At 41.1% G+C, this 14,171-nt stretch carries 13 protein-coding genes and 1 rRNA gene; 10 read left to right on the top strand and 4 right to left on the bottom strand.

The features are described from left to right. Positions 1 to 18: 18 nt before the first annotated feature. Together BROSI_RS15075 and BROSI_RS15070 are read right to left on the bottom strand one after the other, a co-directional pair. A 16S ribosomal RNA gene (locus BROSI_RS15075) occupies positions 19 to 1,610 on the bottom strand. A 404-nt stretch (positions 1,611 to 2,014) separates the two neighbouring features. Then, positions 2,015 to 2,977 (bottom strand): acetyl-CoA carboxylase carboxyltransferase subunit alpha, encoded by a 963-nt coding sequence (locus BROSI_RS15070; RefSeq protein WP_082059232.1) that lies wholly within the window; start codon positions 2,975 to 2,977, stop codon positions 2,015 to 2,017. Positions 2,978 to 3,290: 313 nt separating this feature from the next. Here BROSI_RS15070 and BROSI_RS15065 point away from each other — a divergent pair, with 313 nt between their 5' ends. The 8 genes from BROSI_RS15065 to BROSI_RS15030 all read left to right on the top strand — a co-directional run bounded on the left by BROSI_RS15065 (position 3,291) and on the right by BROSI_RS15030 (position 10,523). Beyond that, positions 3,291 to 3,659, top strand: a complete 369-nt coding sequence (locus BROSI_RS15065; RefSeq protein ID WP_052564609.1) for an outer membrane protein assembly factor BamC — start codon at positions 3,291 to 3,293, stop codon at positions 3,657 to 3,659. A 140-nt stretch (positions 3,660 to 3,799) separates the two neighbouring features. After that, on the top strand, positions 3,800 to 5,545 hold the full coding sequence (locus BROSI_RS15060) for an FAD:protein FMN transferase (protein ID WP_082059231.1): 1,746 nt from the start codon (positions 3,800 to 3,802) through the stop codon (positions 5,543 to 5,545). 30 nt (positions 5,546 to 5,575) lie between these two features. After that, positions 5,576 to 6,046, top strand: a complete 471-nt coding sequence (locus BROSI_RS15055) for a hypothetical protein (protein ID WP_052564607.1) — start codon at positions 5,576 to 5,578, stop codon at positions 6,044 to 6,046. Positions 6,047 to 6,083: 37 nt separating this feature from the next. Continuing rightward, complete coding sequence (locus BROSI_RS15050; protein ID WP_157842554.1) at positions 6,084 to 6,530, top strand: transposase; 447 nt, start codon at positions 6,084 to 6,086, stop codon at positions 6,528 to 6,530. A gap of 105 nt (positions 6,531 to 6,635) precedes the next feature. Then, the gene (locus tag BROSI_RS15045) at positions 6,636 to 7,256 is read left to right on the top strand and encodes a hypothetical protein (protein WP_052564606.1); all 621 of its coding nucleotides are present in this window, start codon (positions 6,636 to 6,638) and stop codon (positions 7,254 to 7,256) included. Between the two features lie 56 nt (positions 7,257 to 7,312). Then, complete coding sequence (locus BROSI_RS15040; RefSeq protein WP_052564605.1) at positions 7,313 to 8,290, top strand: 2-hydroxyacid dehydrogenase; 978 nt, start codon at positions 7,313 to 7,315, stop codon at positions 8,288 to 8,290. A 132-nt stretch (positions 8,291 to 8,422) separates the two neighbouring features. Next, complete coding sequence (locus BROSI_RS20580; RefSeq protein ID WP_200891767.1) at positions 8,423 to 10,045, top strand: sensor histidine kinase; 1,623 nt, start codon at positions 8,423 to 8,425, stop codon at positions 10,043 to 10,045. Continuing rightward, positions 10,041 to 10,523: a GNAT family N-acetyltransferase gene (locus tag BROSI_RS15030; protein WP_052565877.1), complete on the top strand. Its 483-nt coding sequence runs from the start codon at positions 10,041 to 10,043 to the stop codon at positions 10,521 to 10,523. Before BROSI_RS20580 ends, BROSI_RS15030 begins: the two co-directional genes overlap by 5 nt. 45 nt (positions 10,524 to 10,568) lie before the next feature. Here BROSI_RS15030 and BROSI_RS15025 read toward each other — a convergent pair whose 3' ends face one another. Together BROSI_RS15025 and BROSI_RS15020 are read right to left on the bottom strand one after the other, a co-directional pair. After that, on the bottom strand, positions 10,569 to 11,126 hold the full coding sequence (locus BROSI_RS15025) for a GNAT family N-acetyltransferase (protein WP_052564604.1): 558 nt from the start codon (positions 11,124 to 11,126) through the stop codon (positions 10,569 to 10,571). Positions 11,127 to 11,486: 360 nt separating this feature from the next. Further along, positions 11,487 to 12,536, bottom strand: a complete 1,050-nt coding sequence (locus tag BROSI_RS15020) for a uroporphyrinogen decarboxylase/cobalamine-independent methonine synthase family protein (protein WP_052564603.1) — start codon at positions 12,534 to 12,536, stop codon at positions 11,487 to 11,489. Positions 12,537 to 12,762: 226 nt separating this feature from the next. Between BROSI_RS15020 and BROSI_RS15015 the strand changes: the two genes are divergently transcribed. Continuing rightward, positions 12,763 to 13,254: a hypothetical protein gene (locus BROSI_RS15015; RefSeq protein ID WP_052564602.1), complete on the top strand. Its 492-nt coding sequence runs from the start codon at positions 12,763 to 12,765 to the stop codon at positions 13,252 to 13,254. Beyond that, entirely contained in the window at positions 13,255 to 14,121 is an 867-nt protein-coding gene (locus tag BROSI_RS15010) for an SEC-C metal-binding domain-containing protein (RefSeq protein WP_052564601.1), read from the top strand. The last annotated feature ends 50 nt before the right edge of the window (positions 14,122 to 14,171 follow it).

Genomic DNA, 14,171 nt, shown 5'->3' with positions numbered 1-14,171 from the left:
AACTTTTTTATTCCTTAGAAAGGAGGTGATCCAGCCGCAGGTTCTCCTACGACTACCTTGTTACGACTTAGTCCTCCTCACAAAACACACCTTAAGCACTTCCATCCCTTACGGGTTTGGCCAGCGATTTTGGGTGCATCTTGCTTGGGTGGCTTGACGGGCGGTGTGTACAAGGCTCGGGAACATATTCACCGCGGCGTAGCTGATCCGCGATTACTAGCGATTCCTACTTCATGGAGGCGGGTTTCAGCCTCCAATCTGAACTGAGATCGGTTTTATGGGTTTCGCTCCGCTTTACAGTTTAGCATCCCTTTGTACCAACCATTGTAGCACGTGTGCAGCCCGGGACATAAGGGCCATGATGACTTGACGTCATCCCCACCTTCCTCCGTCTTGACGACAGCAGTCTCTTTAGAGTGCCCAGCATAACCTGATGGCAACTAAAGACAAGGGTTTCGCTCGTTAGGGGACTTAACCCAACGTCTCACGACACGAGCTGACGACAGCCATGCAACACCTGTGATAGTTTCGGGCTGGATACCGTTCGTCGCCCTTTCGGGTTCCTACTTCTATCATGTCAAGCCCCGGTAAGGTTCTTCGCGTTGCATCGAATTAAGCCACATGCTCCACCGCTTGTGCGAGCCCCCGTCAATTCTTTTGAGTTTTAGCCTTGCGGCCGTACTCCCCAGGCGGGGCACTTAATGCGTTAGCTCCGGCAGAGAGATAATCAAAACCCCTCTACTTAGTGCCCATCGTTTACGGCTAGGACTACCGGGGTATCTAATCCCGTTTGCTCCCCTAGCTTTCGCACACTCAGCGTCAGTTACGGTCTAGAGAGTCGCTTTCGCCGCCGACGTTCCTTCTGATATCTACGCATTTCACCGCTCCACCAGAAGTTCCACTCTCCCCTCCCGCACTCAAGCCATGCAGTTTCGACCGCCATTCTTCCGTTAAGCGGAAGGCTTTCACAACCGACTTACATAGCCGCCTACATGCTCTTTACGCCCAATAATTCCGAACAACGCTTGCCGCCTCTGTATTACCGCGGCTGCTGGCACAGAGTTAGCCGTGGCTTCCTCCGGAGCCTTAGTCAAGTAGAAATACTATTAGCATTCCTACAATTCTTAACTCCCGACAGTGGTTTACAACCCGAAGGCCTTCATCCCACACGCGGCGTCGCTTCGTCACCCTTTCGGGCATTGCGAAAGATTCTCGACTGCAGCCTCCCGTAGGAGTCTGGGCAGTGTCTCAGTCCCAGTGTGGCCGACCACCCTCTCAGGCCGGCTACCCGTCTTCGCCTTGGTAGGCCATTACCCTACCAACTAGCTGATAGGACATTGACCCCTCTCTGAGCAAATGGACCTTTTCAGATCCATTTCTTTGACTGCCGACACCAAAGTGTCAGCATTTTTATTGAGAATTAGCAACCCTTTCGGTAGCCCCAATTACTTGGAACGTTGTTGTTCCCATCTCAAAGGTAGGTTATCAATGCATTACTCACCCTTACGCCACTCGGTTTGCGCCCCTTTCGGGACGCTCCCTCGTGCGACTTGCATGCCTAATCCACGCCGCCAGCGTTCGTTCTGAGCCAAGATCATACCCTTCATAAGTATATTATAAAGGCGCCAAGCAATGCCTGGCAATCTCAACTTCTTTTTTCAACTCAAAGGCCAATTGTTTACATCAGCCTCACTACTCGCACGCATTTGACTTCTAAGTTTTAAAAGAACATCTCTTACTTACTACAGACACGTTATTCTACACACATTTTAAAAAGAGTCAAGAAAAAAATTATTTTTTTCATCAACTCCCACATTTCTAAAGAGATTATACTTCCAAAAACCACAAATGCAAGCATAAAATCTTTTTTCTTTAAATCTAGGACTATAACTACAGCAAATATAAATACTTATTCTATATTATTATCAAAATTATAAATCCTTAAGTTTAAAACGAGAGCGTTCAAATATCCGAAATTATACACATTCAAAATTAATATATAAACCGTCATGCTTTACTCTTCTAAATATTCGCCCATTTTCCTATATCTTTCATATCTACTTTCTACAAGACTGATAACAGGAATACCTTTTAGTTCTTCTAAATAACTAAGTAAACGCGCTTTAAGTATGCCAGCCATTTCTTTAGGACCCTTATGCGCAGCACCAAGAGGTTCTGGAACAATTTCATCCGCTATTCCAAAATTTAACAAATCTTTTGCTGTTAACTGCAAAGACCTGGCAGACTCTGGTGCATTTTCAGCATTTTTCCACAATATCGCGGCACAACCCTCGGGCGAAATGACTGAGTAATATGCATATTCCAAAATTGCAAATTTATCACCTATACCTATACCCAATGCGCCACCACTGCCACCTTCCCCTATGACCACGTTAATAATTGGTGTTTTCAATCGACACATCTCATAAATATTCTCTGCAATTGCATGTGCCTGTCCCCTTTCTTCAGCTCCTATGTCTGGATTAGCGCCTGGAGTATCTATCAACGTTACAATGGGCAAATGGAACTTCTCTGCAAGTTTCATTTTTTGCAATGCCTTTCTGTATCCTTCAGGATTCGGCATCCCAAAATTACATGCAATACGCTCTTTTGTACTCTTTCCCTTCTGTTGTCCAACAAACAAGATCCTTTCTCGCCCAATGCTTCCTAATCCACAAATAATCGCTTTATCATCCCCAAAACGCTTATCTCCATGAAGTTCAACAAAATCATCCATCATCATATTCACATAATCAGCCGCGAGGGGGCGCAAGGGATGCCGTGCTATTTTGACAATATCATATGGAGTTAATTTAGAGCACAACCGCGTTTGAAGCCTCTCTCGTTTTTCTCTCAGATATTTTACCTCCGCACTCCTATCAAAGTTATCCTTTAGGGAGGCATTTTCCAAATCTTCGATACGATGCTCAATCTCTAATATCAAATTTTCTAGCTCTGTTACAGTTTTTTCAGACAAAAAACATTCCCCCTAATAATATAATTCCAAAATGTTTCAGCGATCTTATTTTATAATAAAAAAATGTCGCTTTTTTCAAGACATTGGCTTTTTGTTTTAAATTTTATTTATTTTTCAACCTATTGCAAGTAAATTACAAAGAAGTTCAACAAAGTGTTTGTAAAAGATCGTTATTTTTGTTAGTATTTTTATCTTTATGAACTACAAAGGATTATCAAATGCAGGATATAATATTATAATACTGCTATTATCGATTGTTCTAGTCACTGCCTCCTTCACGGGATGTGCTACGAGAAGTTGGAGCCATAGGAATATGGCATCTGTTTCCGAATATTTCGATAGCGATAAGAATGCTGTATGGGATGCAGTACTCCTGTCGGCTGAAGGAATTCCGATTGAGATCAAAGATAAGGAAAACGGTTTTTTAAAGACCCAATGGGTTAAAGGTTGGTCGACAAAAAAGGCTTCGGGGTTAGTCCTGGAGGGGAGATGGCAAGAACGTTATCGTCTATTAGTGAAAGTAACCGAAGGACAGCATAAAACCTATGTTTCCATAAATACCCAGATCGAAGAAAAGGCACCTGGGGGTAGTCAGGCGTACCGGTGGAATCGTATTGTATCGGATGGTACTATAGAACAGGAATTTTTGAAAAAACTGGAAAACATCCTCAATAACCAATGAAAATTGCACAATAGCGCGGCAAGCTCCAATTGAATTATCTTCCGGTTTCCCAATAAGTGACAAATGTGTATCACAGAAATTTACTAAAATATCAAAGTTAGATTTATAAAAAACGAACCCCCTTAATCAATCAAATTTTTATGATGACAAAACGTTTATTTTTCATACTCACAATACTTTCTTCTGTATCAGTTATCCTAGTCACATTCATTCCGAGAACGGCAAAGTCTCAAGCAGAGATAGAACCGTCTGAAAATTTCCAAATACAGACTTATCTCACAGAAGAACAAGCAATTGCCCTTGTCTTTCCTGAATGTGATGAAATTGTAACTGATGAATTTGTAATGACTTCAGAAGAAAAAGGCAACCTAGAAAAACTTCTTGCCAGAAGACTTTATGAAGATGGATTCAAGGTTTATATTGGAAAAAAGAAAGATGTTATCCAGGGATATGCAATTATTACGGAGGAGATTGGAAAGTTTCACCCATTTACTTTCATTGTTGGTGTAACCTCGAATGGAAAAATTAATAATGTAGCCGTCCTTGTTTACCGTGAAAGTCGTGGTGGAGAGATTGCCAGAAAACGTTTTCTTTATCAATTTATCGGCAAATCTCTCAAAAATCCGATCCGTATAAATAAGGATATAATCAATGTCACAGGGGCCACCATGTCCGTGCAGTATATGTGCGCCGGAGTAAAAAAGGTTCTTGCCGTCATTAATGAATATTACCTCAGCGAGAAAAGAAGTGTAAATAATATTAAACTAGCAACCGGATATACGGTGACACCCGAAGAGGTCAATGCCCAAAAAGCACGCCAAAACCAGGAGCAAAATAAAAAAACGAACAGTAGTTCCGAAGAGTTATCGTCTGACATAAAACTATTGAAACAAACTCGCATGATCATGGGCACCTTTGCCGAGGTATCAGTATATTCACGTGATGAGAAAACTGCCGGTAAGGCCATTGAAGAAGCGTTGGATGAAATGGAACGCATGGACCGCATTATGAGTAACTATAAAAATAATACTGAGCTTTCCCAATTAAACAGAAAGGCGGCAAAATCGCCTTTTCCCTGCCAAAGAGAACTTCTCGACGTGATTGAACAATCACAATATTACAGCGAACTAAGTGATGGCGCCTTTGATATTACTATCGCGCCGATCGTTGCTTTATGGGGATTTTTTAACGAAAAAGGGCATATCCCCTCCGACAAAGAAATAGAAAGGCTTTTACCGGCAATCTCTTACAAGAATATTGTAATACAAAAGAATAACGACCCTAAAAAACCAAGCACTGTCTTTTTAAAAAACACGAAGACTCAAATTGATTTAGGAGCAATTGGAAAAGGGTATGCCGTAGACAAGGCATTGGAAATCATAAAAAAATTTGGCGTAAGCAATGCCTGTATTAATCTTGGTGGAAATATTTATGTACTCGGTACACCTGCGGATAAAACTGCATGGAAGATTGGCATACAACACCCGCGGGACAAAAATGAGATCCTGGGTTATCTGGAACTGAAAGATGAAGCAACGGCCACATCGGGAGATTACGAACGTTTCTTTGAAATAAACGGAAAACGGTACTCCCACATCATAGATCCTAGGACAGGAAGACCGATAAGTGGTACAATTGCAGTAACAATAGTAGCCCCTACAGGTACGAAAGTTGATGCACTATCAACCAGTATCTTCGTCTTAGGTCCCGAAAAAGGCTTGAAGCTTATCAAGAATATGCCTGATGCTAATGCCATGATTGCATATGAGGGAAAGGATGGAAAACTCATGATTGATATGACAAGGGGTTTCTCAGATAAATTCAAAAAAACCCATGTTGAAGGAGAAGACAATGTCGGGTGGCATGTGGTCGCTTCCAATCAGTAACAAGATTTTTTTTACTTTTTCCTCTCTATCATGGCCATTGCCACCGGACTTGGCTTTCTGAATTATTATGAGAGGACAGGCTTTTCCTCGCAAAAAACGATACGTTACTATTGTGGTGATAAAGAGGAAGAACTCGATACCCCCCCATCGGCTGAAGAAAACAGATTAAAACTTGAGGAAGGATTGTTTTTCCCAAAATCCTATCGGGAGTTATTAGAGGTTACCCACACACATATTTTTTCAATCCCCATCGTCATATTTGTTCTCTCCCGTATTATGGCCATGACGCATACACGCGAAGGATTAAAGATTACGGTCTATGGAGTTTCATTTATGGGAATTATATTGAATCTTGCAGCCCCATGGCTTATTAGATACGCATCCCCTCACTTTGTAATTACCTTTACCATCTCCAATATACTCCTCATTCTGAGTTTTGGGGCGTACATCTTTATCCCCCTTTACGAAATGTGGATTAGAATAGACCACAGCGCAACATAGTCATAAGGATTGAAATATTTTTTTACAACTTGTTTCAGTGCCTGACTATCACCTGTTGCATGTCATTGAATATAGCCTACGATCAAAACCGGATACAAGGGATATCTCTCATCGTGAGAACCTTACGATAGACGGGAGAAAGGTATTAAAGACGCTTCTGACTGTTAACAAACGACTGAACACAGCATACGTTCTCAAACAGTTATGGGACTATACCTCAGAGGCCTGGGCTAGAAAGTTTTTTGATAACTGGAAGACCTCGTTAAAATGGCAACGGCTTAAACCCTATGAGAAGTTTGCAAAACTGGTCGAACGCCACTGGGATGGCATTGCCGCCTTCTGCAAACTAGAAAATAAGGTTTTGCTCGGATTTGTCGAAGGACTAAATAACAAAATCAGAGTCATTCAACGCCGGTCTTATGGCCTACGAGACGAAGAGTATCTTCGTCTCAAAATATTGACCTGTATGCTGCCTGATATCTAATTCAGTACAAAAATGGCTCATTTTTACCCACTCGCTAGAGAGAAGACCTTTTTTTAAACAAATACCCCCAATTACGACACAGTCTTATAAGAGAAAAGGATTAAGATGAAAAAGATATTGGTTTTGGTCATTTTATTAAAATCGCTGTTTATATTTCCTGCAGTCATCTATGCAGATTCGCCGATTACTTCTACCAAATTTTATGAGGCGTATCTGGATGTAAAAATGGTTCAAAGGGCATATCTGGAAGGCGTAATGGGTCTAGAAATTGCCGAATTTTTATCCTCCCCGAAGAACCCTATAGATACTAAGGCGGCGGTAATTAATGCCCTTTCATGGAGATTTGAGGGTAAGAATAATGCAGAATTGTACATGTACTACCTGGGGTTATTGTATCATGTATCAATTCTGGAATTAGACACTGATTTCCTCAGTGCAGATGAAACATTTTGCCTGGGTTATCTCATGGTTATGGACAATTATTTTCATCCGGAGCATGCTATACCATTACTTGAAGAAGCTCAGAAGGCAATGGAAAACAGTTTTACCGTTTCAATTATTTTAGCCCTTGCAAAGGCGCAAATAGTTCTTACTGAAGATTGGTGTGCGGTGTGGAAACTTACTGAAAGAGTCCTGGAAAACAGGGCGCTTAAACAGGATTTACGCCCGGAGGCGATAAAAATAATTGTAGATTATATGATTTTATACAAGGATTATTGTGAATGATTCGTGTGCAAATGAGATTTGTAAGATTTGTGTTTTACATTTAAAAGGGAGAGTAGATGTCATTGAACGTATTTATTACACGACAAATTCCTGAGGAAGGCATTACTTTATTAAAGAAATTTTGCCAAACGGTGGAGGTGAATCCACATGACAGATCATTGACCTACAACGAGCTTCTGGAACGGGTGAAGGGCAGGGATGCCATACTCACTATGCTTTCAGACAGGATCGATGTACGTTTACTAAATGAAGCAAAAAATCTAAAGGTTATTGCCAATTATGCCGTGGGATATGACAATATCGATGTCAAGGCCGCCACTGCAAGGGTCATTGTGGTAACTAACACCCCTGGCGTGTTAACAGACAGTACAGCTGATATGGCCTGGGCACTGCTTTTTTCCATAACCCGGAGAATTATTGAGGGCGATAGGCTCACCCGTGCCGGTAAATTTACCGGTTGGGCACCTATGATGCTGCTTGGGGGTGACCTCGTGGGAAAAACCCTGGGCATTATTGGTGCCGGCAGGATTGGAACGGCTATGGCCATGCGGTCACGGGGATGGAATATGAGGATTCTTTATACGACACAAAGTAGCAGAAATGCCGTGTTGGAAGAGATGTTCGGCGCCAAAAGGGTAGACTTAGAAACGTTACTAAAGGAGTCGGATTTTATCTCTATTCATGCCCCGCTTTCTGAAAAGACCAGACACTTGATTGGACCTCACGAATTCTCACTGATGAAGAGAACGGCTTATCTTATTAACACTGGACGGGGTGCTGTAATTGATGAAGTAGCTTTGGTAAATGCCTTAAGGAATAAACAGATTGCAGGTGCAGGATTAGACGTCTATGAGGCGGAGCCTAAATTAAAGCCGGGACTTGCAGAACTGGATAATGTCGTCCTCGCGCCTCACCTGGGCAGCGCTACTGTGGAAACGAGGACGAAAATGTCTCTCATGGCCGCAGAGAATATCATCGCCGTGTTAAACAGGCAGAAACCACCAAACTGTGTAAATCCGGAAGTACTCACCTAGTTTTGGATAAGTATTATGAACATGTGCATGAAAGGTACAGCCGGAATATGATTTTAGATACCTTTTTCCTGTTTACGACTTGGAAAAAGTGTCTTCCGTTCCCTTCCTTAAATAGGGTAGATTTGCAAAACAATGTATGATTTAACAAAATTTATTTTAGAAGACATGACTCGCTGCGGAGATGCCTTACAGCAATTTGGGCTTAAGGCAAGAAACCTGGAAGAGTTGGCTAATTTGATGGTTCACTATTTTTATGACAATCTTACTGAGAAACAAACCGGGGAAAAATCTTGTGTCCTGGTCCGTTTTTTCATGACGTATCCTTATGCAAGTCTTGACCCGGAATTACGTCAATTGGCCAACGAAATATTAGACGGGCAGCCTGTCCGGCAAGGAATAAAATGTTTAATTCAATTAGCTACGGTAGGAATACGACCGGAGTGGAATTCGACAAAGCTTTCCAAAGAACACCGGGTTATTCCTTTGTTGAGTGAACATACCGTGGAACAAATCCCCATGATTTCCCAAATGATTTACCAATTAGGAATAGATATCGCCAATGTTCTAAATCCAAACCCAGAACTAATTATAGAGTTAGGGAGCAAGGTTTTCAACGTATTCCACGTACCCAATGCCCTTGGAAGTCCTTATATTCCTGCTCAGGATAGATTCGTAGTTCCTTACGGAATCAAGTCCGTTTTAGGATTTGGGAGCATATTGCCTACGGGAAATTTATTCTCGTTGATTATATTTTCTAAAACGAAAATTCCTCGTGAGACAGCAAATATGTTCAAAAACATCGCCTTAAATGTAAGGATGGCGGTATTGCCTTTTGTAACAGAAAAGATCTTTGTCAGCGATAAAATCGAGATGAAGGAGGAGGAAAGGCTCAGGTCATTGATAGCTACTCAAACAAATTTATTGGACGTATACAAAAAAACTGCGATTGAACAATCGAAGCATTTGGAAAGTTTGTATTTGAATCTTGAAAAAAAAGTGGAAGAAAGAACAAAAGAACTTCGTCAGGCAAATATTGAACTTGAAAAGGCTAACAAACTGAAATCAGAATTTTTAGCAACCATGTCACACGAGCTACGCACTCCACTGAATGCAATTATTGGTTTTGCTGAAGTCTTAAGGGATGAAGTTATCGGTCATCTCAGTAAAGAACAAAAAGAGTGTTTAGATGATATCCATAGTAGCGGACAACACTTGCTCAGCATGATTAATAACATCCTTGACTTCTCAAAAATTGAGGCCGGGAAATTTGAGCTCAAATATGAAGAGTTTTCTTTAGAAGAGGTTATTGATGAGGTATTAAATGCGATTTCCGAATTTTCCGGCAAGAAAGGCATCAGTATACACACACATTTTCATGCTGACATACCCCCCATAGTTGCTGATAAAGTAAAATTTAAGCAAATCATGTTTAATCTCTTATCCAATGCCGTTAAGTTTACGCCTGAAAATGGTAGGGTTACTATCGATGCAGAACTGGCGGAACAATCTGTTCAAATTGGGGTAAGCGATACGGGAATTGGTATCAAATCTGAAGAGATTGACAAATTATTTAAACCATTTCTTCAATTAGACAGTTCATATTCACGCCGGTACGAAGGAACAGGACTTGGTTTGGTTCTTACAAAACATCTGGTGGAATTACATGGAGGAAAAATATGGGTAGAAAGTGAATATGAAAAAGGGAGTACCTTTACCTTTACGTTACCAATAAAACCTCGAAAGAACTATGATTAAGATACGGAAGACAAAGGATGCAGATTTTAAAGATGTTTGGGATATTTTCCATCAGATAGTGAAAAGGGGAGATACCTTTGCCTTTGACCCAAAGGCAAGTAAAGAGGATTGCAGAACCTTATGGATGTCGCCTTCCGTTCATACGTATGTTGCTGAATTGCAGAATAGAATTCTCGGGACATATATTCTGAGACAGAATCAGCCGGGTCTGGGTGCCCATGTGGCAAATGCGGCTTATATGGTGCATCCTGATGCACGTGGCCAGGGAATAGGCAAGGCCATGGGAAATCATTCCATAAGACAGGCAAGGAAACTTGGTTTTTCAGCAATACAATTTAATTTTGTTGTGAGTGCAAATATTGTTGCAATACAGTTATGGTTAAAACTTGGATTTAAGATCGTCGGTACCGTGCCAAAGGCATTTAATCACAAGAAACTTGGCCTGGTTGACGTTTATGTGATGCACAGATTTGTGTAAAGACGATTTGTTGTTTTAAATAATTTTTGGATTGTAAGTCTATTTCTAACGGTGCGCACCGCCGGCGCTGCCGTGTCCGGTGAATGTGTGTTGGCCATTTGCTTTGAATCCTTCATGAAACATGACATCGCCTTGCGGAAAGTGCCCGTCAAATGAAAGAGCGAAGAATACCTCTTGCGGAACGCCCTCGTGGACAAGTCCGGTAACATTCTCAAATCCAAATCTCCTGTAGTATTGCGGATGTCCCACCAGACAGCAGCCTTTGGCATTTAGTTTTTTTAACCGTGATAGCCCTTCCTGTATCAAGGCTTTGCCAATACCCTTCCGCTGGTACTCCGGTAACACTGAAACGGGTCCGAGTCCGTACCAGTGCATGGTGCCGTCCGATATGGTCACGGGGGAGAATGCAATATGCCCGACCATACGACCATCAACTTCTGCGACCAGCGATAGGGTCAGAGCTTTCGCGGCACGTAGTGCCTCAATGATGAATTGCTCCGTGTGGTTGCTGGTCTCTAGAGTTCTGAACGCCGCAACGGTCACCTCGGTTATGGTGCTGACGTCGGCGTCCGTCTCGTTTCTGATTATGATGGCAGGGTTCATGGAAGTCTCATTCCTCCTTCTTGCCAACATTTATTTTTATCTTTATTCTACAATTGTCAGCAGATTATTATGTAAAATGTATGATGTCAACCAAGAATGAATAGAAATATGTTGAAAACACAATTATACTTCTTTACAAAATTTGAGAATTTATTGTTATACTGAATTATTATAATTATCTGATTTTGTTATGTCTTTGGCTTTCTAAAAAGAAAGGTGTCATTTCGAAGGAGATGACTCTCCCCCTATTAAACAATGCTGCATTTCACGGCATTATATAAGATACTTTGTCGAAATTCATAAGCGCCAAAGCTTGCCATCTCGAAGGATCTGAGCGATTGAGAAATCCTTGAGGATTTTTTATAATGAATTTTTCATGGCTAAGGAAATATCGTGTGTCAATGTCATTACCCTTTCTGCCTCTTCCATAGTCAATGTCCCTACCCCACAACTGGGAGTAACGAGTGATCTTTCTTGAATTAATGTTCTTGATATTTCTTTACTAACGAGAAATTTGATACCTTCATCCAGTTTTTTTATCAGATCATTGAGCGAGACGTTCATTACCTTAGGAGAAGTTGGGACAATACCCCACGCCAGATAACCTCCCCTGTCAAGAAATGCCCGTATTTCTCGCCAGTACATGAGGTACTTATCCATAAATTCATAGGCGTCAAAACTGACGATGTCCACCTTAGATTCCATAAGCATGGTCCAGTCCGTATTGCCGCAACAATGAGTGCCTGTTAAACCGCCATGGGCTTGAACTGTTTCGTAGACCTCGTTGAGGGCACTGATTGCCCTTTCGCGGCTGATGTTCATAAATGCCGAACCAAAGCTGGTAAGATACGGTTCGTCTGCAAAGATAATGACCGGAAGACCATACGGGGATAACTTAGTATACTGCCAGTATGCCTTCATCGACATCAACTTGATGATCACGTCAAAAAATTCCTCGCTGTACAGGGCCGTAATGCCCGTTGAAAGTTTTAAAGAACCTGCCAGGGTGATTGGGCCAACCACCTGCCCTTTGAGTGCACGGAAGGATGTTTGGGATGATTTGTTGAGTCGATCCAGCATTGCATAAAATCCTGCAGCACATTCAAGGCTTATCTTGAACAAATCCGGGTCATTTTTCAAATACACCTCATAGAAGCCTGCCAGTGCGCCGGATGTATCTTGAGAGACGTCAATACTGACCGTCTTTCCATCTGCATTTATTACAGCGCAGGGCAGTCCTTCTGTGTATTGGATGCACATATCCTCCCTGACACTTAGCTTTGGTAGCTGAGGCCAACAGGGAATCTCCGGAAGTGATTTAAACATGAGCTCACATGCCGCTTCGATATCGGTATGCGGAAGACTGCCAATGGCAGTAGCAGAGAAATTACCTTTAAAATTAATTGACATAGATTAATACCTACCCTTAAATTAGACCTTCAGTAATTTTCTTACGCCACAAAGACCCCAAGACACAAATTAAAAAACTTATTGACCGGCTAGTTTGAAATTCCCGGACGTTAAAACCTTGTTGACAGAATAGCCTATTTTATTATACATTTACAACAGAAATTTCCATTATTGCCGCAATAAAAGACTAGATAGAGGTAGTATAGTCCAGATAGGTATTACGAATATGGACATCTTTGACGACAAAGAATCATGTGAAATTGTCATTATTGATGGCGACAAAGAATTCAGGGACTTTCTAAATTCATCCCTGTCCGGAATTATGATTGTTCCTGAAAAATATCAAGGATGCGAAGGTCTGGTATTAAAGCCTGATGCTGGCGATTTTTCAAAATGGTTGCGGAAAAACAAACCAGAACTAAATGTCGAAGTGCGTAAAGCTGATAAGCGGTTAGTGTTGAAGTCTAACGATTTTTGGCTACCGTTTGTTTTTCTTGCCCAAGACGTTGCTCTCCCCTTTTATCTTAATCTCGTTACAAATTACGTTTATGACCGAATGAAAGGGGCATTACGAGGAGAGAAAGGACGGATTCATTTGGAAGCCATGTATGAAGATAAACAAGAAGGCGTTGTTAAAAAGTTCCATTTTGAAGGTGATGTCGATGGATTGCAAAAAGCCATCAAACAATTCGATTTGAACAAGTTCATGGACAAGTAAATGTTCATCACATCTGAAGTAGAATCTCTGTATAGAAAATCAAAACCATCCATTAAGAAGTTCTTGTATTTCTTGAACCACTTGAGTTTTCAAGAGTGTAGAGAACAAATTGATCAACTGAAAAACAATTTAACGATCGCAAAAAAGGAATATAAATCGAGTCACGAGGAAGTACTCAATGAATTTTACGTGTTGAGCAGATTCGTTGATATGCTGTCTTCGTACTGCGATCTGTGGATGAAAATCATTAAGATGGAATTTTCTTCCTCCTGGAATTTCCTTCAGGACGCCCTCGATCAACTAAGGCAGGTAAAAAAGTTCTCGAGTCGAAATACAAACCAAACCATAAGTTTTTTTGAGAACCAACTACTAGAATTGGAGAAATTATATCCATACAATGTTTTCTGTAGTGTCGGGATTACTGTGGAGAGGTTCGAGTGTAGCATCTGTGGAAGGGACATAGACACTTTCGATTGTCCTCACACCAGAGGAGAGTTATATCAAGGTCAGATGGCGTATGGAATTGCTCACAATATTATCGAGACAGATCATGTCGCTATGGTTAAACATCCAGCAGATAAGCGCTGTGTAGTGGTATACGATGACAACGGGAAACAATTTAAGCTGATACGTTTTTTATCAGAATTAATTACGACAAACAATTTACAACCATTTGACTTTGGAGAATTGCAATTTAGTAAGAAGAAAGTCAAAAACCATGAGTTTCAAAAGAAGGAAAGGAACAGCCCATGTTATTGTGGAAGTGGAAAGAAATTTAAAAAATGTTGTATCTCTAAAGAATATGTTAACGGTGATCATGTGGACATAGTGGCAAAACTAACAAACATAGAGGAAATTATTGACTAACAAGAAAACCCAGCAAACACTATACAGCATCCCTGTTTTTGGGTATTAGG

The sequence above is a fragment of the Candidatus Brocadia sinica JPN1 genome (assembly GCF_000949635.1).
GTDB classification, from domain to species: Bacteria; Planctomycetota; Brocadiia; order Brocadiales; family Brocadiaceae; genus Brocadia; species Brocadia sinica.
The sequence above is the reverse complement of the archived record's forward strand: the minus strand, read 5'-3'. Positions and strand labels throughout refer to the sequence as shown.